This window comes from Georgenia soli (assembly GCF_002563695.1).
Lineage (GTDB): Bacteria > Actinomycetota > Actinomycetes > Actinomycetales > Actinomycetaceae > Georgenia > Georgenia soli.
The window spans coordinates 714,897-738,856 of record NZ_PDJI01000004.1 but is presented as its reverse complement, the minus strand read 5'-3'; the positions used below and the strand labels follow the sequence as shown (position 1 = coordinate 738,856).

Genomic DNA, 23,960 nt, shown 5'->3' with positions numbered 1-23,960 from the left:
GACGTCATGACGCAGCCACCCCCCGCACAGCCCCAGGTCCGGCCCGCCCACGAAGGGCCGGGCGAGCGCCCCACGCTGACCTTCACCGCCCGCCGCCGCGGCAAGCCGCCGCGCCACCTCGCCGACCTGACGACGGCGGAGCGGGCGGCCGCGGCCGTCGAGCTGGGGCTGCCCGCCTTCCGGGCCGACCAGGTGTCCCGCCACTACTTCGACCACCTCACCCGCGACCCGCAGGACATGACGGACCTGCCCGCGGCCGCCCGGGACCAGATCGCCGGCACCCTGCTGCCCGAGCTCGTCACCAAGGTCCGCGACATGCAGGCGGACAAGGGGGCGACGGTGAAGTCCCTGTGGCGCCTGTTCGACGGTGCCATGGTCGAGTCGGTGCTCATGCGCTACGCCGACCGCACCACCCTGTGCGTCTCCTCCCAGGCCGGCTGCGGGATGGCGTGCCCGTTCTGCGCGACCGGCCAGCAGGGCCTGACCCGCAACCTCTCCACCGCCGAGATCGTCGAGCAGGTGCGGCTGGCCGCCAGGGCCTCGCGCGACGGCGACCTCGCCGGCGGCCCGACCCACCTGCGCAACGTCGTGTTCATGGGCATGGGCGAGCCGATGGCCAACTACAAGGCCGTCATCGGCGCGGTGCGCCGGATGGTCGAGCCCGCGCCCGCCGGCCTGGGCCTGTCCGCCCGCCACGTCACGGTGTCCACCGTCGGGCTGGTGCCGGCCATCGACAAGCTCGCCAAGGAGGGCATCCCCGTCACCCTGGCCGTGTCCCTGCACGCCCCGGACGACGAGCTGCGCGACGAGCTCATCCCCATCAACTCGCGGTGGAAGGTGGGCGAGCTCCTCGACGCCGCCCGCCGCTACTTCGAGGCCACCGGCCGCCGGGTGAGCATCGAGTACGCCCTCATCAAGGACATGAACGACCACGCCTGGCGCGCCCAGCTCCTCGCCGACGAGCTCAACGCGCGGGGCCGTGGCTGGGTCCACGTCAACCCCATCCCGCTCAACCCCACCCCGGGCTCGGTGTGGACGGCCAGCGAGCGGGACGTCGAGGCGGAGTTCGTCGACACGCTCCGACGTGCCGGGATCCCGACGACGGTGCGGGATACTCGCGGCAGCGACATCGACGGCGCGTGCGGCCAGCTCGCCGCGGAGGTGCTGGACCCGCCGCGCGCCGGGACCAAGGAGCAGGAGCAGGAATGACGACGATGTTCCCGCCGGCGGGGCGCTGGCGCACCGGGTACGACCGCGCCCAGGTCGAGGAGTTCTTCACCCGCGCCCGCGCCGCCTACGAGAGCGGCGAGAAGGGCACCCCCACCGACTCGCTCGACGAGAACGACGTCCGCACGGCCGCGTTCGACCTCGTGCGCGACGGCTACGCCACGGCCGCCGTCGACGCCGCGCTCGACCGGCTCGAGGCGGCCTTCGTCCAGCGTCGGCGCACCCGGTTCGTCGCCGAGCACGGCGAGGCCGCGTGGATGGACCGCATCGCCGACCTCGCCACGACCCTCTACCCGCGCCTCCTGCGCCCGGCCGGGCAGCGCTTCCGTGCGCCGGAGAGCGGCCGCGGCTACGACCGCGACGCCGTCGACGCGGTGCTGGAGCGGCTCGTCGCCTACTTCGACGACGGCGGGGAGCTCACCTCCGGCGAGCTGCGCTCCACGACCTTCCCGAGCGCGCGGGCCTCGCGCGCCTACCACGAGGGCACCGTCGACGCCTACCTCGACCGCGCCGTCGAGGTCCTCGTCGCGGTCGAGTGAGCGTGGACACGCCCACCGACGTCGTCCTCCTCGGCTCCACGGGCTCGATCGGCACCCAGGCCCTCGAGGTCGTCGACGCCGCCGGCCCCGGCACCTTCCGGGTACGGGCACTCTCCGCCGGCGGGGCCAACCTCGAGCTGCTGGCCGCGCAGGCCGTCGCCCACCAGGTCGAGGCGGTCGCGATCGCCACGGACGACGCCGACGCCGCCACCCGGCTGCGCGAGCACCTCGCCGACGCGGCGGCCCGTGCCGGCCGCGGCGGCCGGCTGCCCGAGATCCTCACCGGGCCCGGCGCCGCCACGCAGGTGGCCGGCATGCTGGGCCAGGCGGGTCGGGAGGCCGGCGCGCCGGAGGGCCGTGCCGTCGTCCTCAACGGGATCACCGGCTCCGTCGGGCTGGAGCCGACCCTGGCGGCCCTCCGTTCCGGTGCGACGCTGGCGCTGGCGAACAAGGAGTCGCTCGTCGTCGGCGGGGCGCTCGTGCGGTCCGCCCAGCGCCGTCCCGGCCAGGTGGTCCCCGTGGACTCCGAGCACTCGGCCATCGCGCAGGCCCTGCGTGGCGGGCGGCACGAGAGGGGCATGACCAGCGAGACGGTCACGGGCCGCACCGAGGTCCGCCGGCTCGTCCTCACCGCCTCCGGCGGTCCCTTCCGTGGCAGGCGGCGGGCCGACCTCGCCGACGTCACCCCCGAGCAGGCGCTCGCGCACCCCACCTGGGCCATGGGACCGGTGGTGACGGTCAACTCCTCGACCATGGTGAACAAGGGGCTCGAGCTCATCGAGGCGCACCTGCTGTTCGACGTGCCCGCCCAGGACGTCGTCGTGGTGGTGCACCCCCAGTCGGTCGTCCACTCGATGGTGGAGTTCCACGACGGCTCCACCCTCGCCCAGGCCAGCCCCCCGGACATGCGCCTGCCCATCGCCCTGGGCCTGACGTGGCCCGACCGGGCCGTCGACGTCGCCGCACCGTGCCGGTGGGACGCGCCCACCGCCTGGAACTTCGAGCCCCTCGACGAGCAGGTGTTCCCGGCGGTCGCCCTCGCCCGTGCGGCGGCCGCCGCCTCGGCGACCCACCCGGCGGTGCTCAACGCCGCGAACGAGCAGTGCGTGGCCGCGTTCCTCGACCACCGCCTGCCCTACCTCGGCATCGTCGACGTGGTCGGCGACGTCCTCTCCCAGCACGACGGCGTCGTCGAGCCCTCGCTCGCGGACGTGCTCGCCGCCGAGACCTGGGCGCGCGCCAGGGCGGACGAGCTGGTGGCCGCCCGGGTCTGACCCGCGGCCCCGGCGCGTAGACGCACCTCGTCGCACCACCACCGCCGCCAGTGCGGGTGATCTCACCCAGTGCCGGCAGCGTGCCGCCAGCACTCGGCGGCCTCGCGCGCAGTGGGCAGCTTCGTGGGCGGTCGGGCGGGGTGTTGGCGGGCGTTGGCGGGAGGCGAGTGTGACGTTTCCGGGAACGCCGCCGGCCGGTCCCGCGTTGACCACTCCGCGGGGCATGATTGACGGGACGTGACCCAGCCCCACCGGAACGAGGAGGAGTGACCGTGGACTTCGTCGTCGGCGTCCTCATCGTGGTGGTGGGCCTGCTCCTGTCCATCGCGCTGCACGAGATCGGCCACCTCATGCCGGCGAAGAAGTTCGGCGTCAAGACGCCCCAGTACATGATCGGCTTCGGCCGGACGCTGTGGTCGCGCACCGTGAACGGCACCGAGTACGGCATCAAGGCGCTGCCGCTCGGGGGCTACGTCCGCATGGTCGGCATGTACCCGCCGGCCCGGGCGGGCGCCTCGCGGAGGCGGCGCGACGGTCGTCCCTCGATGGTCGAGGAGGCCCGTGCCGCCGCGCTGGAGGAGATCCGGCCCGGCGAGGAGCACCGTGCGTTCTACCGGCTGACCGTGCCGAAGAAGCTCGTCGTCATGCTCGGCGGGCCGACGATGAACCTGCTCATCTCCGCGGTCCTGCTCGGGGTGCTCGCGGTCGGGCTCGGCGTCGGCCAGTACACGACCACGGTCAGCAACGTGCAGCAGTGCCTGCCGAAGAACCCCGACGCCACGGCGTGCGCGCCGGGCGACCCTGCCGCACCGGGCGCCGAGGCCGGCCTGCAGCCGGGTGACAAGATCGTCGCGTGGGCCGGCACCCCGGTGAAGACCTGGGAGGACGTCACGGGCGCCATCGCCGCGGGAGGCACCGGGCCGGCCGACGTGCAGGTGCTGCGCGACGGCCGGGAGACCACCGTCTCGGTCACCCCCGTGCTCCGTGAGCGCCCGGTGGTCAAGGACGGCGCCGTCGCGGTGGACTCCAAGGGAAACGACCTGACGGAGGAGCGGCCCTACGTGGGCATCGGGCCCTCGTTCGAGCTCGTACGCCAGCCGGTGACAGAGGTCCCCGGCATGGTCTGGAACGTCTTCACGCGGACCGTCGAGGTCGTCGTCTCGCTCCCGCAGCGGCTCGTGGACGTCGCCCAGGCGGCGTTCGGCACCCAGGAGCGCGACCCGGGTGTCGTCGGACTCATCGGCGTCGGCCGTTTCGCGGGGGAGATCGCCTCGCTCGACGGCCAGGGGTACGGCCTCGCCGAGCGCAGCGCCGACATGCTGTCCCTGCTCGTCTCCCTCAACATGGCCCTCTTCGTCTTCAACCTGATCCCGCTGCTGCCGCTCGACGGCGGACACATCGCAGGTGCGCTGTGGGAGGGCGCCCGGCGCCGGGTCGCGCGCTGGCGCGACGCCCCCGACCCCGGGCCCGTCGACACGGCGCGGCTGCTCCCGGCGACCTACGTCGTCGTCGCGCTCATGCTCGGGATGAGCGTGCTGCTGGCGTACGCCGACATCGTGCGCCCGGTGAGCCTGACCGGCTGACCGGCGGACCCGCCGGACGGCCCCGCCCGCCCCGCGACTCGTCAAGCCCTCCGCGACTCGTCAACTCCTCCGCGACTCGTCATCCTCTCCCTGACCGGTCATCTTCTCAGCGAGGGGTTGTTCCCGCTGCGTCCCGCCCGGACGACATCCGACCGGCATGGCGACCCTCACGCCGCCTCGGGGTGGGGCCCGTCCGATGTCGGTGCGATACTGGGCCGGTGAGCACCCCCATCTCCCTCGGAATGCCGACCGTCAAGGAAGCGCCGCCCGTGCTGTCCCCGCGCCGGAAGACGCGGAAGATCCGGGTGGGCTCGGTCGAGGTCGGTGGCGACGCGCCCGTGTCGGTGCAGTCGATGACCACCACCAAGACGCACGACATCAACGCCACGCTCCAGCAGATCGCCGAGCTGACCGCGTCGGGCTGCGACATCGTGCGCGTGGCCTGCCCGACGGACAAGGACGCCGAGGCGCTGCCGATCATCGCGAAGAAGTCGCAGATCCCGGTGATCGCGGACATCCACTTCCAGCCGAAGTACGTCTTCGCGGCGATCGAGGCCGGGTGTGGGGCCGTGCGCGTCAACCCCGGCAACATCCGCAAGTTCGACGATCAGGTCAAGGAGATCGCCCAGGCCGCCAAGGACGCCGGCGTCTCCCTGCGCATCGGCGTCAACGCCGGCTCGCTGGACAAGCGGCTGCTGCAGAAGTACGGCAAGGCCACCCCCGAGGCGCTCGTCGAGTCGGCCGTGTGGGAGGCGTCGCTCTTCGAGGAGCACAACTTCCACGACTTCAAGATCTCCGTCAAGCACAACGACCCCGTGGTCATGGTGCGCGCCTACCAGCTGCTCGCCGAGCAGGGCGACTGGCCGCTGCACCTCGGCGTCACCGAGGCCGGCCCCGCGTTCCAGGGCACCATCAAGTCGGCCACCGCCTTCGGCGCCCTGCTCAGCCAGGGCATCGGTGACACGATCCGCGTCTCTCTCTCCGCGCCGCCGGTCGAGGAGATCAAGGTCGGCAACCAGATTCTCGAGTCGCTGAACCTGCGCCCCCGCAAGCTCGAGATCGTCTCCTGCCCCTCCTGCGGACGGGCCCAGGTGGACGTCTACGAGCTCGCGGACTCCGTCACCGCCGGGCTGGAGGGCATGACCGTCCCGCTGCGCGTCGCCGTCATGGGCTGCGTCGTCAACGGCCCGGGGGAGGCCCGCGAGGCGGACCTCGGTGTGGCCTCCGGCAACGGCAAGGGGCAGATCTTCGTCAAGGGTGAGGTCATCCGGACCGTCCCCGAGGACCAGATCGTCGAGACCCTCATCGCCGAGGCCAACCGCATCGCCGCCGAGATGGGCGAGCCGGCCGACGGCGCAGCCGCCGCCGGCGCACCCGTCGTCACCGTCAGCTGACCCGGGGCAGACGCGTGCCGCGGTGGCGCCGCTCGACGGCGACGGTCCGGTCGCTCGACGGGCGTGACCGCAGTGCGGCGCTCGACGTGTGCCGCCGCGACCCGGTCGGCTCCGTCCTCGCCGCTGTGCAGGCCGAGCGGCTGGGGGAGCCGGGCCCGCCCGGCACCGAGATGCTCGGGATCTTCGACCACGACCCGGAGACCCCTCAGGCGCTGTGCTGGGCCGGCGCGAACCTCGTGCCCGTCCAGGTGGGTGAGCCGCAGCTGGACGACCTGGTCGAGCACCTGCGGCGGCGCGGGCGCCGGTGCTCCTCCATCGTCGGCCCGGCCGAGGAGGTGCTGCCCCTGTGGGACCGGCTCGCCCCGGTGTGGTCGCGGCCCCGTGAGGTGCGCCCGGACCAGCCGTCCCTGGTGATCGACCGGGACGCCGACGTGGCGCCGGACCCCCAGGTGCGGCTGGCGGCCCTGGAGGAGGTCGACCTCGTCGTGCCTGCGAGCGTCGCCATGTTCACCGAGGAGGTCGGCTACGACCCGACCGCCGTCGGCGGGGCGTACGCCGCACGCGTCGCCGAGCTCGTCGCCACCGGGCGCACCTACGTGCGCATCGAGGAGGGCGAGCACGGCCCGGAGGTCATCTTCAAGGCCGACGTCGGAGCTCTCGCCCTCGGCGTCGCCCAGATCCAGGGTGTCTGGGTCCACCCCGAGCGGCGCGGCGAGGGACTCGCCACCGCCGGCATGGCGGCCGTCGTGGCCGACGTGCGTGCCCGCCTGGCGCCGACGGTCTCGCTCTACGTCAACAGCTACAACGCCCCCGCACTCGCCACCTACGACCGGGTGGGCTTCCGCCGGGTGGGCACCTACGCGACCGTGCTGTTCTGAACCAGCCCGGCCGTCAGGCGGAGGAGTCCTCGCGCCGTGTGCTCGTGATCGCCTCGACCGCCGGCTGGTTCTCCGTCACGGTCGCCCGCGCGGCGCGCCGCCGGTCCCACGCACTGCGCAGGCGACGCTCGACCGGCTTCTCCACCAGGTGGTGCGCAAGGGCGGCGGCCAGCACTGACAGCGCCAGGAACGGCACGTGCCAGGCCAGGTTCGTCCACGACGTCCCGGCCGGTCCGCCGGCGATCCCGCGCGCCAGGTAGATGCCCGTCGCGTGAAGGAGGTAGAACGCGAAGGACCACTCGCCCAGCCGCACCATGGGAGCCGAGGTCAGGTGGGACCGGCCCCCGCGCAGCTCGTGCCCGACGGCGGCCACGATCACCACGGCGCACAGCACACCGATGAGCACCGGGACGAGACGGACGAAGCGGTCGGAGCCGTTGAGGTCCGCGCCGAAGCGGGGGACCCACCAGATCGCCGCCGCGCCGAGCCCGAGCAGGCCGAACCCGACGACCGGCTTGAGCCGCGGCCGCCACCCGGCCTGGACGGCGCGACCCAGCGCCATGCCGAGGACGAACTCCCACAGCCGCAGCACAGGCTGCGGCACGAGGTCGAGACGCAGGGCAGGTGCTTCCGCGCGAAGCAGGTAGAACACGCCCGCACCGAGCACCACGCCTGCCGCGAGCAGCAGCGCACCACGGACGGTGGCCCGCCGGAGCGGCCGGTTCAGTGCTGGGTGCAGCGCGTAGAAGAAGGCCTCGCAGCTGAGCGTCCAGGCCGCCGGGTTGCCCGAGAACAGGATCCCGGGGGACGTCGACCACCCCTGCAGGAGCAGGACCGACAGGAGCAGCACGCCGAGGGAGAAGGGCTTCACCCAGGCCATCTCGGGGTCGGGGGCGGGCGAGTGGAACACCGGGACGGCGATCACCAGAGCGACCATGTGCAACGGCCAGATCCGGGCGAAACGCCGCCACCAGAACGTCGTCGCCGACACACCCGGCCGGGCCGACCAGGTCAGCACGAACCCGGAGAGGACGAAGAAGAACGTCACCCCCTGCGCCCCCAGCGCCAGCAGGCTGTGCGCGGGCAACGGTGCGATGTTCGTCATGTGGTGCAGGAACACCCCGAACGCTGCCCACCACCGCAGCCCGGTGAGCGAGTCCAGCCGACGCGGCGCCGAGGCGGGGTCCGGAGGAGCGGGGGAGAGCACCGACGCACTCTACCGACCGGGCAGACCTCACGTTCGAGCACGGCAGCGGGGGCCGGCGCCCGCGTGCGGCCGCCTGCCCGCTGGGCCGCCGATGTTCCGTTCCGGTGGCCCGCCACTACCGCAGCAGCTTCGACATCCGCCGGTCGGCGAGCACCTTCCCGTCCGTCTGGCAGGTGGGGCAGTACTGCAGGGAGGAGTCGGCGAAGGAGACCTCGCGGACCGTGTCCCCGCACACCGGGCACGCCTGCCCGGCCCGGCCGTGGACGCGCATGCTGCGCCGCTTGCTGTCCTTCAGCTCCGCCGCCGGCTTGCCGGACGCCTGCTCGACGGCGGAGGCCAGCACCTCGTGGATGGCCTCGTGCAGCCGCGTCGTGGTCCCGTCGTCGAAGGACCGCGTCAGCGCGAAGGGGCTGATCCGGGCGGCGTGCAGGATCTCGTCCGAGTAGGCGTTGCCGATGCCGGCGATCACCGACTGGTCCCGCAGCAGCCCCTTGACCTGCTGGTTGCGGGCGGTGAGGAGCTCACGCAACCGCTCCGGCGTCAGGTCGGCCGGCTCCACGCCGAGCGTCGCGATCGCCTCCACGGCCTCGGCGCGCGGGACCACGTGGACCGCGAGCCGCTTGCGCGTGCCCGCCTCGGTGAGGTCGAACCCCGCGCCGTCGTCCAGGCGCACACGCAGGGCGATCGGGGACCGGCCCGGACGCAGCACCGTCCTCGGCACCGTGTCGTACCAACGCAGCCACCCGGCCTTCGCCAGGTGGAAGACCAGGTGGAGCGCCTCGCCGTCGCCGGACGTGACGACGTCGAGCCACTTGCCGTGCCGGGCGACGGCGGAGACCTCGCGGCCAACCAGGTCCGTGGGCGCAGGGGAGAACGTCTTCAGCGCGCTGATCGCGCCGATCTCGACCGCCGCCACGGTGCGGCCGACGGCGCGCTCGCGAAGGAACCCGGCGAGTCCCTCCACCTCCGGCATCTCGGGCATGGCCCCATCCTGCCCTGCCCCGGGCCGCTCCGGCGCGGCAAGAACGGGGCGTCGTCGTCGGGGCGGCGCCGGACCGAGGCGCGGGCCCCGGACCGCGGGGCGGCGACCGGACCGAGGGCCGGGCCGGGGTGCGCCCGGGCTCCGGGCCCGCGTCCGAGACGGCCCGCGCGCGTCGGTAGGCTGGCCCGCGTGCTGATGAAGATGTCGTCCCTTTTCTTGCGGACCCTGCGGGAGGACCCGGCCGACGCCGAGGTCACCAGCCACCGCCTCCTGGTGCGGGCGGGCTACATCCGCCGTGCCGCGCCCGGGATCTACTCCTGGCTGCCGCTGGGCCTGAAGGTGCTCGCCAAGGTCGAGCAGATCGTGCGCGAGGAGATGGACGCCATCGGCGGGCAGGAGGTCCACTTCCCCGCGCTGCTGCCGAAGGAGCCCTACGAGGCCACCGGCCGCTGGGTCGAGTACGGGCCCAACATCTTCCGCCTGCAGGACCGCAAGGGCGCCGACTACCTCCTGGCACCGACGCACGAGGAGCTGTTCACCCTCCTCGTCAAGGACCTCTACAGCTCCTACAAGGACCTGCCGCTCGCCCTGTACCAGATCCAGACGAAGTACCGCGACGAGGCGCGTCCCCGGGCCGGTCTCATCCGCGGGCGCGAGTTCATCATGAAGGACGCCTACTCCTTCGACGTGGACGACGCCGGGCTCGAGCGTTCCTACGACCTCCAGCGCCAGGCGTACCAGCGCATCTTCGACCGCCTCGGCCTCGAGTACGTCATCGTCCGCGCCATGAGCGGCGCCATGGGCGGGTCGCGGAGCGAGGAGTTCCTCCACCCGACGGCGATCGGGGAGGACACGTTCGTCCGCTCGCCCGGCGGGTACGCCGCGAACGTCGAGGCCGTCACCACTCCCGTGCCGGAGCCGCTCCCCTTCGACGGCCTGCCGCCGGCCGAGGTGCTCGACACCCCGGACTCGCCGACGATCGACACCCTCGTGGACGCGGCGAACCGGCTGCACCCGCGCGAGGACCGCGCGTGGACGGCGGCGGACACCCTCAAGAACGTCGTCCTCGCGCTCGTCCACCCGGACGGCACCCGCGAGGTGATCGCCGTCGGTCTGCCCGGTGACCGGGAGGTCGACCTCAAGCGGCTGCAGGCCGCGGTCGAGCCCGCCGAGGTCGAGGCCGCCACGGAGGAGGACCTCAAGGGCCGCCCCGAGCTGGTCAAGGGCTACATCGGCCCCGCCGTCCTCGGCCCGAACGGCGCCCCCCGGGAGACCGACGACGACGGCAGGCCCGTGGAGGGCACCGGCGCGATCAGGTACCTCCTCGACCCCCGGGTGGTCCCCGGCACCGCCTGGATCACCGGCGCCGACGAGCACGGGAAGCACGTCTTCAACCTCGTGGCCGGCCGCGACTTCACCGCGGACGGCACCATCGAGGCCGCCGAGGTGCGCGCCGGCGACCCGGCACCCGACGGGTCCGGACCCCTCGAGCTCGCCCGCGGCATCGAGATCGGCCACATCTTCGCGCTCGGGCGCAAGTACGCCGAGGCGCTCGACCTGAAGGTGCTGGACCAGAACGGCAAGGCCGTCGTCGTCACCATGGGCTCCTACGGCATCGGCATCACCCGTGCGCTCGCCGCGCTGGCCGAGGCCAACAACGACGAGAACGGACTGGTTTGGCCCATGCAGGTGGCGCCCGCCCACGTGCACGTGCTCGCCACCGGCAAGGGTCAGGAGATCTTCGCCACCGCCGAGCGGCTCGCCCGCGAGCTGGAGGCGGTCGGCGTGGAGGTCCTGTACGACGACCGGCAGAAGGTCTCGGCCGGGGTGAAGTTCGCCGACTCCGAGCTGCTGGGCGTGCCGCTGAGCCTCGTCGTCGGGCGTGGCCTGGCCGACGGCGTGGTCGAGATCCGTCAGCGGGCCACCGGCGAGCGCGAGGAGGTGGCGCCGGACCTGGCCGTCGCCCGCCTGCGCGAGCTCGTCGACGAGGCGCTCGCCGGCTGACGGACGCCGCGGCCCCCACGGGCGGCCCGCGGCCCCCACGGGCGGCCCGCGGCGCTGCGGGCGGCCCGCGGCGCTGCGGCGGGCGGCCACGCGTCCCGGCGGCCCGCTACGCGCCGGGCTGCTCCAGACCCGGCAGTGCCGGGAGCGTGCCGCCCGCGTCCACGACCCGCTGTGCGCTGTCGGCCGCGGCGTCGACCAGCGCGGCCCGCTCCTCGGGGCCGACGAGCCCCAGGCTGAAGAGCCAGTGCTCGAGCAGGCGGGACTCGGCGTCGACCACGGCCGCCTGCTCGGCGCTCAGTCCGGCCTCCTCGTCCGCGCCCGGGAGCCCGTAGACGCCGAGGCGCCCGTCCGGCGCGCCGGCCTCGACGGCGACGTCCACGAGGGTCTGCAGGTGGTCCGCGCGGGCGGTCGCCGCCTCGCGTGCCGGTCCCGCTGACCGTGCGGCCACCGTCTCCCACGCGAACCGGGCCTGGTCGAGCACCAGCAGGGTCGGCCCGTCGACGCCGCGCGCGAGCAGCGCCTCGGCCTGCAGCGGGGCGGCGGGCGACTCGGGCAGGGCCTGGCCTCCCGCGCGCGCCAGGTCCGCGGCCGCCTGCGTGCGGGAGATCGACACGGCGGCCAGCACGGCCGCCAGCTCGTCCGTCGGCGCCGCCACAGCGTCCTCGCGCGCCTGCGCGGCGCCCCGGGTCAGCAGGTCGACGACGTCCGCCACGTCGGGGTCGGGCCCCGGGGGAGCGGTCGGCACCGGCGCCGGCGTCACCGCGCCCTCGGGGGCCCCGTCCGGCCATGGCGCCCAGACGCCGCCGAGCGCCTCCAGGTGCGCGTCCGCCTCGGCGCCGACCCGGTCCAGGAGCTGCGCACCCGCCCCGTCGGCCGTGACCTCGGACACGGTGGCGGCGATCGTCGCCGCGTCCGCGGCGGTGTCCTGACGCAGCTCCTCGGCGGCGTCAGGGCTCGGCGCCACGGGTGGCGGCGTCTCCAGGCGGACGCCGCAGCCGGCCAGGAGAACGGCCGCCGCGGCGCCCGCGAGGGCGGCCACGGCCCGGCGCCCCGCGGCGCGGCGGGCGGGCGGGAGAACCGGGGGGAGCGCGGGCGTGGAGGAGGGCATCGGGGCGATCCTCCCACGGCGGCCGCGCGCGCGGGCGCGCCGCCCGGTTGAGTAGAGTCGACCACTGACCGCACCGCCTGGACCAGGAGTGACACCACCATGACCCCCGCCCGTCGAGACGACCTGCCGGACCGCCTGCGCGGCGCGCTCGGACCGGTCGTCGACGCCGCCGGCCTGTACCTCGAGGAGGTCACCGTGGCCGCGGCAGGGCGCCGCAAGGTCGTGCGCGTTGTCCTCGACCTGCCCGACGGCCCGGGCGGCGTGGACTCCGACCGGCTGGCGGAGGTCTCCCGCAACATCTCGACCGTCCTCGACGACGTCGACCTGGTCGAGGGTGCCTACCACCTCGAGGTCTCCACCCCGGGTGCGGACCGTCCGCTGCGCGAGCCCCGGCACTACCGCCGCGCCGTCGGCCGCCTGGTGCGCGCACGCACCCGGGCCGGCCGCTCCGTCACCGGGCGGCTGCTCGAGGCCGATGACGTCGCAGCGGTGCTCGACGTCGACGGCCGCCGGGAGCAGCTTCCCTACGCCGAGCTCGCGGACGCCCGCGTCGAGCTCGAGCTCAACCGTCCCGACCAGGCCTGAGGAGTACCGATGGACATCGACATGACCGCCCTCCGGCTGATCGAGAGCGAGCGCGGCATCAGCCTGGACGTGCTGGTGCGCGCCATCGAGGAGGCCCTGCTGCTGGCCTACCACCGCACCCCGGGCGCCGTGGCCAAGGCGCGGGTGGAGCTCGACCAGCGAACCGGCCGCGTCACCGTCTGGGCCACCGAGGTCGACGAGGAGGGCAACGAGATCGGGGAGTTCGACGACACGCCGTCGGGCTTCGGCCGCATCGCCACCGCGACCGCCCGCTCCGTCATCGTCCAGCGCCTGCGTGACGCCGAGGATGACCAGGTGATGGGCAACTACCGCGACAAGGCCGGCGAGATCATCTCCGGCATCGTCCAGCAGGGCCGCGACCCCCGCGTGGTGCTCGTCGACATCGGCGACCTCGAGGCGGTCCTGCCCCAGCACGAGCAGGTGCCCACGGAGAGCTACGTGCACGGGGACCGGCTGCGCGCGTACGTCCTCGACGTCTCGCGCGGCGCCAAGGGCCCGTCGGTCACGCTCTCCCGCACCCACCCCAACCTCGTGAAGAAGCTCTTCGCGCTCGAGGTTCCCGAGGTCGCCGACGGCAGCGTGGAGATCGTCGCCCTCGCGCGGGAGGCCGGCCACCGCACGAAGATGGCGGTGCGCGCGACGGTTCCCGGGCTCAACCCCAAGGGCGCCTGCATCGGACCGATGGGCCAGCGCGTGCGCGCCGTCATGGCGGAGCTCGACGGCGAGAAGATCGACATCGTCGACTACTCCGACGACCCGGCCACCTTCGTGGCCAACGCGCTGTCGCCGTCGAAGGTCAGCAGCGTGGAGGTCGTCGACGCCGAGGCGCGCGCGGCACGGGTGGTCGTGCCCGACTTCCAGCTCTCCCTCGCGATCGGCAAGGAGGGGCAGAACGCCCGCCTCGCCGCCCGGCTGACCGGCTGGCGCATCGACATCCACTCCGACACCGAGGACACCCAGGGCACCGACGCGTCCGACGTCACAGAACCGGCCGCGGAGCCGGGCAAGCACGCCGGCGGGGTGCAGGGGTAGAGTGTCCGGTGGGCACGCGCCCGGATCCCATGAGTCGACGCAGCGAGACACCTACGCCCACCGGGCCGGTGCGGACCTGCATCGGTTGCCGTGGCCGCGCCCCGAGGTCCGCCCTGGTCCGCCTGGTCCTGGACGACACCACGCCCCGCGTGGAGGTCGACCCGGAACGCAGCGCACCAGGACGGGGCGCCTGGCTCCACCCGAGCCGGGAGTGCCTGGACCTCGCCCTGCGGCGCCGAGCGATCGGCCGGGCACTGCGAGCAGCAGGACCGGTCGGCACCGACGCGGTGGCGGCGTGGTTCGACCGGTACGTCAGTCACCGGGCGTCCGATGCGCCTGGTGATCAACGAGTCATCGACGAAGAAAGCGGGTTGGAAGCCGATGGGCACCCGATGAGTACCCAGCGATGAGCTGCCAGCACTAAAGACGGTCCTCCCTGTCCCGGGATGGGCCGAGACAGGAGAGTTGTGGCAAAGGTCCGCGTCCACGAGCTTGCCAAGGAGCTCGGCGTCGACAGCAAGACGGTGCTCGCCAAGTTGCGCGAGCAGGGAGAGTTCGTGAAGTCGGCGTCGTCGACCATCGAGGCTCCCGTCATCCGTCGGCTGCGCGAGGCGTTCCCCGCCGTCCCGGCGGAGGACTCCCAGAAGAAGTCCGGGGGCACCCCCGCCCCCAGGAAGCCCGCCCCGAAGGCGGCACCGGCCCCGACGGCGCAGCCCGCCGCACCGGCCGGCCAGACCCCGCAGGCTCCGGCCGCGCCGACCCCCGCCACGGCGGGACCGGGCGTCCGCACGCCGAAGGCCCCCGAGGCCCCGGCCCCGGCGGCTCCCGCGGCACCGGCCGCCAGGGCGCCGGAGGCTCCCGCCCCGGCGGCCCCGGCCCCGAAGGCGCCGGAGGCCCCTGCGGCACCGGCCGCGCAGGCACCGGCCGCGCCGGCCGAGCAGGCGGCCACGCCGTCCCGTCCGGCACGCCCGGGCGCACCGAAGCCCGGCGCCCGTCCCGCGCCGGCGGAGAAGCCCGCCGACAAGCCCCGTGAGAGCTCGGCCCGTCCGGGCGGCGCAGCCCGTCCCGGTGGAGCACCCCGTCCCGGGGCCCCCCGTCCGGGCAACAACCCGTTCGCGACCTCCCAGGGCATGCCTCGCCCGGGTGGCAGCGGCGGTCCGCGACCCGGCGGGCCCCGTCCGGGCAACAACCCGTTCGCGACCTCCCAGGGCATGCCTCGCCCGGGTGGCACCGGCGGCCCGCGTCCCGGCGGCACCGGCGGTCCCCGTCCCGGTGCGCCGGCCGGCGCCCGTCCGGGCCCGCGGCCCGGCGGTCCGCGCCCGAACCCGGGCATGATGCCGGGGCACAGCTCCGTCGGTCGTCCGGGCGCCCCCGCGCGCGGCGGCGGCCGCGGTCGTCCCGGCGGCGCGCCCGGTGGTGGCGGCGGCTTCGGCGGTCGTCCCGGCGGCGCGCCCGGTGGTGGCGGCGGCTTCGGCGGTCGTCCTGGCGGCGGCGGTCGTGGTGGCCGTGGCGGCACGCAGGGTGCGTTCGGCCGCGCCGGCGGTCGTCCCGTCCGCGGGAGGAAGTCGAAGCGCGCGAAGCGCCAGGAGTTCGAGCAGCAGTCCGCGCCGTCGCTCGGCGGCGTCCAGGTTCCCCGCGGGGACGGCAGCACCGTCGTCCGGATCCGTGCGGGCGCCTCGCTGGCGGACTTCGCGGACCGTATCGACGCCAACCCCGCGTCGCTGGTGACGGTGCTCTTCCACCTCGGCGAGATGGCCACGGCCACCCAGTCGCTGGACGAGGACACCTTCAAGTCGCTCGGTGCCGAGCTCGGCTACGTGGTCGAGATCGTCTCGCCCGAGGACGAGGACCGCGAGCTGCTCGGCACGTTCGACATCGACCTCGAGGCCGAGGAGGCCGGGGAGTCCGACGACGTCCTGCGGCCGCGTCCGCCGGTCGTGACCGTCATGGGTCACGTCGACCACGGAAAGACCAAGCTCCTCGACGCCATCCGGTCCACGGACGTCGTCGCCGAGGAGCACGGCGGGATCACCCAGCACATCGGCGCGTACCAGGTGCGCACCGAGCACGAGGGCGAGGACCGCGCGATCACGTTCATCGACACCCCCGGTCACGAGGCGTTCACCGCCATGCGTGCCCGCGGTGCCGACGTCACGGACATCGCGATCCTGGTGGTCGCCGCGGACGACGGCGTCATGCCGCAGACCGTGGAGGCGCTCAACCACGCCCAGGCGGCCGACGTGCCGATCGTGGTCGCGGTCAACAAGGTGGACAAGGAAGGGGCCAACCCCGCCAAGATCCGCCAGCAGCTGACCGAGTACAACCTGGTGGCCGAGGAGTACGGCGGCGACACCATGTTCGTCGACGTCTCCGCGCTGCAGCGCATGGGTATCGACGACCTCCTCGAGGCCGTCCTGCTCACCGCCGACGCCGCGCTCGAGCTGCGGGCCAACCCCGACAAGGACGCCCGCGGTGTGGCCATCGAGGCCAACCTCGACAAGGGCCGCGGCGCCGTCGCGACCGTCCTGGTCCAGTCCGGCACCCTGCACGTCGGGGACGCCATCGTCGCGGGCACCGCCCACGGCCGTGTGCGTGCCATGTTCGACGAGCACGGTCAGACCCTGAAGGAGGCGGGCCCGTCCCGTCCCGTCCAGGTGCTGGGGCTGCAGTCCGTGCCCCGGGCCGGCGACACGTTCCTCGTGGCGCCCGACGACCGCACCGCCCGGCAGATCGCCGACAAGCGTGAGGCCGCCGAGCGGGCCGCCACGCTGGCCAAGCGCCGCAAGCGCGTCAGCCTCGAGGACTTCACGAAGGCGCTCGAGGAGGGCAAGGTCGAGAACCTCAACCTCATCCTCAAGGGTGACGTCTCCGGTGCCGTCGAGGCGCTCGAGGACTCGCTGCTCAAGATCGACGTGGGCGACGAGGTCGCGCTGCGGATCATCCACCGCGGTGTCGGTGCGATCACGCAGAACGACGTCAACCTGGCAACCGTGGACAACGCGGTCATCATCGGCTTCAACGTGCGTCCCGCCGAGCGGGTCGCCGAGCTGGCCGACCGTGAGGGCGTGGACCTGAAGTTCTACTCGGTCATCTACGACGCGATCGAGGACGTCGAGAACGCCCTCAAGGGCATGCTCAAGCCGGAGTTCGAGGAGGTGCAGCTGGGCTCGGCGGAGATCCGCCAGGTCTTCCGCTCCTCCAAGTTCGGCAACATCGCCGGCTCGATCGTCCGGTCGGGCCTCATCCGCCGCAACGCCAGCGCCCGCCTCGTGCGCGACGGTGTCGTGGTGGCGGACAAGCTCACCATCGAGTCGCTGCGCCGCGAGAAGGACGACGTCACCGAGGTCCGCGAGGGCTTCGAGTGCGGTATCGGTCTCGGGTTCAGGGACATCCAGGAGGGCGACGTCATCGAGACGTTCGAGATGCGCGAGAAGCCGCGCGCCTGATGCACGACCCGGGCGGCCCCGCAGGTACTCGCACGTACCCGCGGGGCCGCTCGCTCCCCACCCACCACCAGGAGGACCTCCATGGCTGACGCGCCCCGCGCCCGCAGGCTCGCCGAGCGGATCCAGCAGATCGTCGCGCGCATGCTCGACACCCGCATCAAGGACCCCCGCCTGGGGTTCGTCACCGTCACGGACGTGCGCGTGACCGGCGACCTGCAGAACGCCACCGTCTTCTACACCGTCCTGGGCTCCGACGAGGAGCGTGCCGCCTCCGCGGCGGCCCTCGCCTCGGCCAAGGGCCTCATCCGTTCCGAGGTCGGCAAGCAGACCGGCATCCGCCTGACCCCGACGCTGGAGTTCGTGCCCGACGCCGTCCCCGAGACGGCCGCGAGCCTCGAGGACGCCCTCCGCGAGGCCGCCGCCCGTGATGCCGAGGTGGCCGCCCTCGCGGCCAGGGCCAGCTACGCCGGCGAGGCCGACCCGTACCGCAGGCCCGGCGAGGAGGACGAGGACCTCGGCGACGAGGACGAGCGCGTGGACGACGGCGAGCTCGAGGACGCCCTCGGGGACGCCGTCGACGCCCCCGGCGACGAGCCGGCCGCCGGCCGGTGACGACGCCCGCGACGCCCCAGACCCCGCGGGGCGCCGTGACGGCGCAGGACGGCCTCGTCGTGGTGGACAAGCCCCAGGGGTGGACCAGCCACGACGTGGTCGCCCGCACCCGACGGCTGGCGGCGACCAGGAAGGTCGGCCACGCCGGCACGCTCGACCCCATGGCGACCGGGGTGCTCGTGCTCGGCGTCGGCCGCGCGACCCGGCTGCTGACGTACCTCGTCGGCGCGGACAAGATCTACACGGCCACGATCCGGCTCGGCCAGCGCACCGTCACCGACGACGCCGAGGGTGAGGTCACCGAGGCCCGCGGCGCGGCCGGCGTGCTGGACGGCTCCGGTGCGGTCGACGACGGCGTCCTCGAGCCGGCCCTCGCGCGCCTGCGCGGCACCGTCGAGCAGGTCCCGAGCGCGGTGTCGGCCATCAAGGTCGACGGGCGCCGCTCCTACGCCCGCGTCCGGGCGGGGGAGGACGTCGACCTGCCCGCCCGCACCGTCACCGTGCACCGGCTCGAGATCACCGGCGCGCCCCGTACGTGGACCGTCGACGGCGCGAGGGTCGTCGACCTCGACGTCCTCGTCGCCTGCTCGTCCGGGACCTACGTGCGTGCGCTCGCGCGCGACCTCGGCCGGGCCCTCGGCACCGGCGGCCACCTCACGGCGCTGCGACGCACCGCCGTCGGCCCCTTCACGCTGGAGCACGCCCGCACGGTGGACCAGCTCGTGAGCGAGGTCACCGACGACGCCGCGGCCGCCGCGCCGCGCGGCCTGCCCGTGCTCTCCCTCACGGACGCCGCGCGCGCCTGCTTCCCCGCGCGGCAGCTCGACGACGCCGAGACCGGCGCCGTCCGTGTCGGCAAGGTGCTTGCACCGGGCGGGCACGACGGCGCAGCCGGGGACGCACGGCGCGACCCGCAGGGCCCGGGCCCGGTCACGGCGGCGTTCGCTCCCGACGGGCACGTGGTGGCCCTGCTCCAGGACCGGGGCGGTAAGGCCCGGCCCGTCCTGGTGCTCGACCCGGCCTGACCGCGGCGCGTGACCACGGACCGCGGTGAGGCCGCGAGGCGGGGCGGCGGACGCGTGCGGGGGCACCCCCTCACGGGAGATACAGTCGTCCACGCGCGCCGGAGGGCGCACGGAGGAGGACGACGCGTGCAGGTGTGGAGAGGAGCCGGGGAGGTCCCGGCCGACCTGGGCCCCACCGTGGCCACCCTCGGGATCTTCGACGGTGTGCACCGCGGGCACCAGGTGGTGCTCGCCGCCACCGTCACCGAGGCGGAGGCCGCCGGCCTGACCTCGGTCGCGGTGACGTTCGACCCGCACCCGACCACCGTGCACCGCCCCGAGGAGGACTTCGTCCTCATCAGCTCCCTGACCGACCGGCTGGAGCGGCTCGCCGGCACCGGGCTGGACGCCGTGCTGGTGCTCGGGTACACCCTCGACTTCTCCCGGGCCACCCCCGAGGAGTTCGTCCGTCGCTACCTGCTCGACCTCCTGCACGCGCACGTCGTCGTGGTGGGGGAGGACGTGCGCTTCGGCCGCGACAACACGGGCGACCGGCGCACCATGGTCGAGCTCGGCCGCACGCTGGGGGTCGGCGTGGAGATCATCGAGGACATCGCCGACCCCCAGACGGGCCGGCGCTGGTCCTCCACGTGGGTCCGCGAGCTGCTCGCCACGGGCGACGTCGCCGGCGCCGCCCACGTGCTCGGCCGGCCGCACCGGGTGCGCGGCGTCGTCGTCCACGGCGCGAAGCGCGGGCGGGAGCTCGGCTACCCCACGGCGAACCTGCACGCCGACGACCTGGGCGTCGTCCCCGCCGACGGCGTCTACGCGGGGTGGCTCATCCGCCCCGAGCACGCCCCCGACGACGGCTCCTCCAAGCGGCTGCCCGCCGCGATCTCGGTGGGCACCAACCCGACGTTCCACGGTGTCGAGCGCACCGTCGAGGCGTACGTGCTGGGCCGGACGGACCTCGACCTGTACGGCGAGGAGGTGGTCGTCGAGCTGGTCGAGCGGCTCCGGCCCATGGTCGCCTTCGAGGGCATCCCGGCCCTGCTCGACCAGATGGCCGACGACGTCACCCGCACCGCCCAGGTCCTCGGCGTGCCTGCGCCGGCCGCGTCGGCGCAGGCTCCGCGAGCAGCCGACCGCCGCTGATCCGCGCGACGGCGTCCACGGAGCCGAGCGTGGACTCGTCGTGGCTGACGAGCAGCGTCGCCGCGCCGGTGGCCCGCGTCAGCGACGTCACGAGCTCGACCACCTGCTCGCCGCGCTCGTGGTCGAGGGCGGACGTCGGCTCGTCGACGAGGAGCACGTCCGGCTCGTTGACCAGCGCGCGGGCGATGTTCACCCGCTGCCGCTGACCCCCCGAGAGGGCGTGCGGCCGCCGGTCCGCCACCTCCTCCAGCCCGACGGCGGCCAGCACGGCCCGCGCGCGGGGCTCGGCGTCCCGTGGCCGGCCGCCCTGCAGGTGAGCCACGAGGGTGAGCTGCTCCAGCGCGGTCAGGCTCGGCAGCAGGCGGTGCTGCTGGAACACGATGCCGATGCGGGTCCGGCGCAGCTCGGCGCACCGCGCCGGTGGCAGCGCCGCACCGTCGGCGACGACCTCGATCCCGCCGACCGCGACGCGACCGGAGTCGGGGACGGTCAGCGTGGCCGCGACGGCCAGCAGGCTGGACTTGCCGGAGCCGGACGGGCCGAGCAGTGCCGTGGTCGAGCCGGGCGGGACGGTGAGGGAGACGTCGTCGACGGCGGTGAGCCGGGACGTGCCGTCGGGGTAGGTGAGGGTGACGTTCTCGAGGACCAGCCCGGTGCGGGCGGGGCCGGCGGTGTCTGTGGTGGCGGTGCTCATCGGTCTCTCCTTCAGCTGGCGTTGAGGGCGGCGTGCGGGTCGACGGCGGCGAGCCGGCGCAGGGCGAGGGCGGCACCCGCGAGGCCCAGGCACACCAGGACGACGGTGGGGACGAGAACGGTCGAGGGGGAGACCACGACCGGCACCACGTCGGCGAGGGCGAGGGCCGCCGCCGACGCCGCACCCGCCCCGACGCCGGCGCCGACGACCAGCACGACGAGGGCCTGGGCCACGGCGTCGCGCAGGAGGTAGCGGGTGGACGCCCCGAGAGCCTTGAGCACCGCGACGTCGGCGGACCGGTTGATCGTCCAGACGGTGAAGAACGAGCCGACGACCAGCGCCGAGATGACGAGGAGAAAGCCCTGCATGGTGCGCAGGGACGTGTTCTCCGCGGCGAAGGAGCCGATCGCGGTCAGCGCCTCGGCCCGGGGCACGGTCGTGGTGCCCAGACGGGCGTCGGCCCCGGCGAGGTCGGCGCCGCCGTCGGTGCGCAGCGCCACGACCGTCGCCGAGGGTTCCTCCGGCGCGGCTCCGCCCAACGCCTGCCAGTCCGCGAGCGTCACCCACGCCACCGGCGTGTGGGAGTAGCTCGCGTCGACGTCGAGGACCCGGGCGACGGCCAGCTCCCGTCCCGCCACCACGACCCGGTCTCCCGGCGCGGCGCCGAGCCCCTCGGCGGTCTCGTCCGTCAGGACGACCGTCCCGGCGGCCGGTGCCGCAGCGTCCGGCGGCATCATGGTCGTGCCCGGCGCGACGCCCAGCAGGGTCACGGTGGCGGCCGAGCCCGTGGTGCCTGCCCCGGCCGAGACGCGCGTGGTCGCGATGCCGAGGGGCTCGGCCGCCGTCACACCGTCCTCCTGCGCGAGGGACTCCCACACCTGAGGTCCCACGCGGGAGGCGGTGAAGGAGATCTCGCCGTCGGCGGCGACGAACGCGAGGTGGTCGGCGGGCAGGTCGGCGACCGCCGAGGTCGACTCCCGCGCCAGCCCGGCCGTCAGGGCGGCGAGGAACGTGACGAGGACGGTGATGAGTGCGACGACGCCGGTCATGAGCGCGAAGCGCCCGGCGGCGAAGCGGAGGTCGCGGTACGCGACGAACATGGTGCTCCTTCTGCTGTGCGGCCCGGTCGGCCGGTTGCCCTCCAGCCTTCCGGGACGCGGTCGGCTGGACATCGGCGACGTGGTCGGTCTCGCGCGGCCGCCCGGTCGACCCCGGGGTCGACCGTTCGGTCGATCCGCCGGGGCGCTGCTCCCTCGTACGCTGGAGGCGTGACAGCCCTGCCGAGCGCCCGCGGCGCCGCGCGCGCCATGCAGGCAGGGGTCGACCTGCTCGTGGCCGTCCTGTGCCTGCTCGTGGCGCTCGGTGGTGGGGCCGCCACCGCCGTCGGGGTGGGGTTCGCGCTGGTGCACGCGGCCGGGCGCACCGCCCTCGGTGGCGTGGTGCGCAGCGACGCGCGGCCGGACCGCCGCCGCGCCGCCCTGGTCTGGGCGGCCCTGCTCACCGTGCTGGCCGTCGTGGCGGCCGTGGTGTCCCCGGCCGGCATCTGGCTCGCGTTCCCGGTGTTCCTGGTCCAGCTGCACGTCCTGCCCGCGGTCCCCGGCGTCCTGGCCGTCGCCGCCACCACCGCCGTGACGGTGGCGACCGGGGTGTGGCGGGCGGGCCCGTCCGCCGGCGCGGTGCTCGGCCCGGCGATCGGGGCCGGCGTCTGCGTCGGGGTCGTCCTCGGCGTCCGGGCCGTGATTGCCGAGGCGGAGGAACGGCGGACGCTTCTCCAGGACCTCGTCGAGGCCCGTGACGTCCTCGCCGAGCGGGAGCGTGCCGACGCCGTCGTCGCCGAGCGTGAGCGTCTCGCACGGGAGATCCACGACACCCTGGCCCAGGGGCTCGCCTCCATCGAGCTGGTGCTGCGGGCGGCGGACGTCGCGCTCGGGGCCGGCGACGTCGCCCGGGCCCGGGAGCTGGTGGCGACCGCCCGCACGACGAGCGCGGAGAACCTCGCCGAGGCCCGCGCCTTCGTCCGTGACCTGCCGTCCCCGTCCGTGCGGGCGGGGCTGACCGAGGCACTGACCCGGCTCGCCGCGCAGACGGCCGGACGCACCGGGCTGGCGGTGGACGTGCGGGCCTCCGGGGAGGCCCGGCCGCTCCCGCAGCAGGTGGAGCAGACGCTGTGGCGGGTCGCCCAGCAGGCGCTCGCCAACACGGCCGAGCACGCCGCGGCCCGGCGGGCCACCGTGACGCTGAGCTACCTCGGGGACGCGGTGGCGCTCGACGTCGTCGACGACGGCGACGGGTTCGACCCGTCCGCTCCCGTGAGGGACGGCCGCGCGGAGGACGGGGCGCCGGGTCGCGGCAGGGGACTGGCCGGGATGTCGGCGCGGGTCGCCGAGCTCGGCGGCACGCTGCACGTGGAGTCCGCGCCGGGCAGGGGCACCGCCGTCGCCGCGGAGGTGCCGCTGTGAGCGGACCGGTGCGCGTGGTGATCGTCGACGACCATCCCGTCGTGCGGGCCGGCCTGCGGGCCGTGCTGGAGGCGCGGGAGGACATCGCGGTGGTCGCCGACCACGCCCGGGGCGAGGACCTGCTCGCCGCCCTCGGCGAGGGCGCGGGGTGCGACGTCGTCCTCATGGACCTCCAGCTCGGGCGGGACGCCCTCGGCGGCGTCGAGGTCACCCGGCGCGTGCGCGCGGCGGGCGGGCCGCCCGTCGTCGTCCTCACCACCTACGACTCCGACGCCGACATCGTCGCGGCGCTCGACGCCGGGGCGAGCGGCTACCTCCTCAAGGACGCCCCCACCGGTGACCTCGTGGACGCGGTGCGGGCCGCCGCGGCAGGCCGGACCGCGCTCGGGCCGGCGGTGCAGGAGCGGCTCGTGGACCGGCTGCGCTCGCCGGCCACCACGCTGACGGCCCGGGAGGTGGAGGTGCTGGAGCGGCTGGCCCACGGTGACTCCAACGAGGCCATCGCCGCGGCCCTGTTCCTCTCGCGCGCCACGGTCAAGACGCACCTGGTCCACATCTACGACAAGCTCGGGGTGAGCTCCCGCACGGCAGCCGTGGCGCAGGCACGCGCGCGGGGGATCCTGCGGACCTGAGCGGGGACGGGAGCTCCTCGGGAGCTGAGCGGGGACGGGCGCCGGTCCTGAGCGAGGGCGGGCGCGCCCGCCCGTGTGGCGCACGCCGCTCCTCCCGCACCGACCCGCACTCGCGGGGGATCCG

21 protein-coding genes are annotated in these 23,960 nt (G+C 74.7%); 16 read left to right on the top strand and 5 right to left on the bottom strand.

Annotated elements, in window-relative coordinates; all coding sequences use genetic code 11:
- Positions 1-6: 6 nt before the first annotated feature.
- From rlmN to ATJ97_RS04690, 6 genes are all read left to right on the top strand, one after another.
- On the top strand, positions 7-1,209 hold the full coding sequence (gene rlmN / locus ATJ97_RS04715) for a dual-specificity RNA methyltransferase RlmN (protein WP_211287047.1): 1,203 nt from the start codon (positions 7-9) through the stop codon (positions 1,207-1,209).
- Positions 1,206-1,766 carry a DivIVA domain-containing protein gene (locus ATJ97_RS04710; RefSeq protein ID WP_098482746.1) on the top strand — a complete coding sequence of 187 codons (561 nt, stop codon included), beginning with the start codon at positions 1,206-1,208 and terminating at the stop codon, positions 1,764-1,766. Before rlmN ends, ATJ97_RS04710 begins: the two co-directional genes overlap by 4 nt.
- Positions 1,763-3,040 carry a 1-deoxy-D-xylulose-5-phosphate reductoisomerase gene (gene dxr, locus ATJ97_RS04705; protein WP_098482745.1) on the top strand — a complete coding sequence of 426 codons (1,278 nt, stop codon included), beginning with the start codon at positions 1,763-1,765 and terminating at the stop codon, positions 3,038-3,040. The genes ATJ97_RS04710 and dxr overlap by 4 nt, the downstream gene beginning before the upstream one ends.
- Positions 3,041-3,312: 272 nt before the next feature.
- A complete protein-coding gene (locus ATJ97_RS04700) occupies positions 3,313-4,623 on the top strand; it encodes a M50 family metallopeptidase (protein WP_098485234.1) in 1,311 nt (436 codons plus the stop codon).
- Between the two features lie 242 nt (positions 4,624-4,865).
- On the top strand, positions 4,866-6,017 hold the full coding sequence (gene ispG, locus ATJ97_RS04695; protein WP_098485233.1) for a flavodoxin-dependent (E)-4-hydroxy-3-methylbut-2-enyl-diphosphate synthase: 1,152 nt from the start codon (positions 4,866-4,868) through the stop codon (positions 6,015-6,017).
- Between the two features lie 14 nt (positions 6,018-6,031).
- Entirely contained in the window at positions 6,032-6,895 is an 864-nt protein-coding gene (locus tag ATJ97_RS04690) for a GNAT family N-acetyltransferase (RefSeq protein ID WP_098482744.1), read from the top strand.
- Between the two features lie 13 nt (positions 6,896-6,908).
- Here ATJ97_RS04690 and ATJ97_RS04685 read toward each other — a convergent pair whose 3' ends face one another.
- Together ATJ97_RS04685 and ATJ97_RS04680 are read right to left on the bottom strand one after the other, a co-directional pair.
- Positions 6,909-8,102, bottom strand: coding sequence for an acyltransferase family protein (locus tag ATJ97_RS04685; protein ID WP_098482743.1), 1,194 nt, complete (start codon positions 8,100-8,102; stop codon positions 6,909-6,911).
- Positions 8,103-8,217: 115 nt separating this feature from the next.
- A complete protein-coding gene (locus tag ATJ97_RS04680; protein ID WP_098482742.1) occupies positions 8,218-9,084 on the bottom strand; it encodes an Fpg/Nei family DNA glycosylase in 867 nt (288 codons plus the stop codon).
- A gap of 189 nt (positions 9,085-9,273) precedes the next feature.
- On the opposite strand from ATJ97_RS04680, the gene ATJ97_RS04675 reads away from it, so the two are divergent.
- The gene (locus ATJ97_RS04675) at positions 9,274-11,088 is read left to right on the top strand and encodes a proline--tRNA ligase (protein WP_098482741.1); all 1,815 of its coding nucleotides are present in this window, start codon (positions 9,274-9,276) and stop codon (positions 11,086-11,088) included.
- A 106-nt stretch (positions 11,089-11,194) separates the two neighbouring features.
- On the opposite strand, the gene ATJ97_RS04670 is transcribed toward ATJ97_RS04675, so the two are convergent.
- Positions 11,195-12,196 (bottom strand): DUF4439 domain-containing protein, encoded by a 1,002-nt coding sequence (locus ATJ97_RS04670; RefSeq protein WP_098482740.1) that lies wholly within the window; start codon positions 12,194-12,196, stop codon positions 11,195-11,197.
- Between the two features lie 99 nt (positions 12,197-12,295).
- Here ATJ97_RS04670 and ATJ97_RS04665 point away from each other — a divergent pair, with 99 nt between their 5' ends.
- The 7 genes from ATJ97_RS04665 to ATJ97_RS04635 all read left to right on the top strand — a co-directional run bounded on the left by ATJ97_RS04665 (position 12,296) and on the right by ATJ97_RS04635 (position 20,051).
- Complete coding sequence (locus ATJ97_RS04665; protein ID WP_098482739.1) at positions 12,296-12,781, top strand: ribosome maturation factor RimP; 486 nt, start codon at positions 12,296-12,298, stop codon at positions 12,779-12,781.
- 9 nt (positions 12,782-12,790) lie between these two features.
- On the top strand, positions 12,791-13,834 hold the full coding sequence (gene nusA, locus ATJ97_RS04660; RefSeq protein ID WP_098482738.1) for a transcription termination factor NusA: 1,044 nt from the start codon (positions 12,791-12,793) through the stop codon (positions 13,832-13,834).
- A gap of 29 nt (positions 13,835-13,863) precedes the next feature.
- Positions 13,864-14,244, top strand: coding sequence for a YlxR family protein (locus tag ATJ97_RS04655; RefSeq protein ID WP_098482737.1), 381 nt, complete (start codon positions 13,864-13,866; stop codon positions 14,242-14,244).
- A gap of 57 nt (positions 14,245-14,301) precedes the next feature.
- Entirely contained in the window at positions 14,302-17,280 is a 2,979-nt protein-coding gene (gene infB, locus ATJ97_RS04650) for a translation initiation factor IF-2 (protein ID WP_098482736.1), read from the top strand.
- A gap of 81 nt (positions 17,281-17,361) precedes the next feature.
- Positions 17,362-17,892 carry a 30S ribosome-binding factor RbfA gene (rbfA, locus tag ATJ97_RS04645; protein WP_098482735.1) on the top strand — a complete coding sequence of 177 codons (531 nt, stop codon included), beginning with the start codon at positions 17,362-17,364 and terminating at the stop codon, positions 17,890-17,892.
- Positions 17,889-18,917: a tRNA pseudouridine(55) synthase TruB gene (gene truB / locus ATJ97_RS04640; RefSeq protein ID WP_245862135.1), complete on the top strand. Its 1,029-nt coding sequence runs from the start codon at positions 17,889-17,891 to the stop codon at positions 18,915-18,917. Before rbfA ends, truB begins: the two co-directional genes overlap by 4 nt.
- A gap of 126 nt (positions 18,918-19,043) precedes the next feature.
- Complete coding sequence (locus ATJ97_RS04635) at positions 19,044-20,051, top strand: bifunctional riboflavin kinase/FAD synthetase (protein ID WP_098482734.1); 1,008 nt, start codon at positions 19,044-19,046, stop codon at positions 20,049-20,051.
- Here the strand turns inward: ATJ97_RS04635 and ATJ97_RS04630 are convergent.
- Together ATJ97_RS04630 and ATJ97_RS04625 are read right to left on the bottom strand one after the other, a co-directional pair.
- Entirely contained in the window at positions 19,972-20,745 is a 774-nt protein-coding gene (locus ATJ97_RS04630) for an ABC transporter ATP-binding protein (protein ID WP_098482733.1), read from the bottom strand. The genes ATJ97_RS04635 and ATJ97_RS04630 overlap by 80 nt on opposite strands.
- Positions 20,746-20,756: 11 nt before the next feature.
- Positions 20,757-21,845 (bottom strand): ABC transporter permease, encoded by a 1,089-nt coding sequence (locus ATJ97_RS04625; RefSeq protein WP_098482732.1) that lies wholly within the window; start codon positions 21,843-21,845, stop codon positions 20,757-20,759.
- A 168-nt stretch (positions 21,846-22,013) separates the two neighbouring features.
- Between ATJ97_RS04625 and ATJ97_RS04620 the strand changes: the two genes are divergently transcribed.
- Positions 22,014-23,204, top strand: coding sequence for a sensor histidine kinase (locus ATJ97_RS04620; RefSeq protein WP_211287045.1), 1,191 nt, complete (start codon positions 22,014-22,016; stop codon positions 23,202-23,204).
- On the top strand, positions 23,201-23,836 hold the full coding sequence (locus tag ATJ97_RS04615; RefSeq protein ID WP_098482731.1) for a response regulator: 636 nt from the start codon (positions 23,201-23,203) through the stop codon (positions 23,834-23,836). Before ATJ97_RS04620 ends, ATJ97_RS04615 begins: the two co-directional genes overlap by 4 nt.
- Positions 23,837-23,960 lie beyond the last annotated feature (124 nt).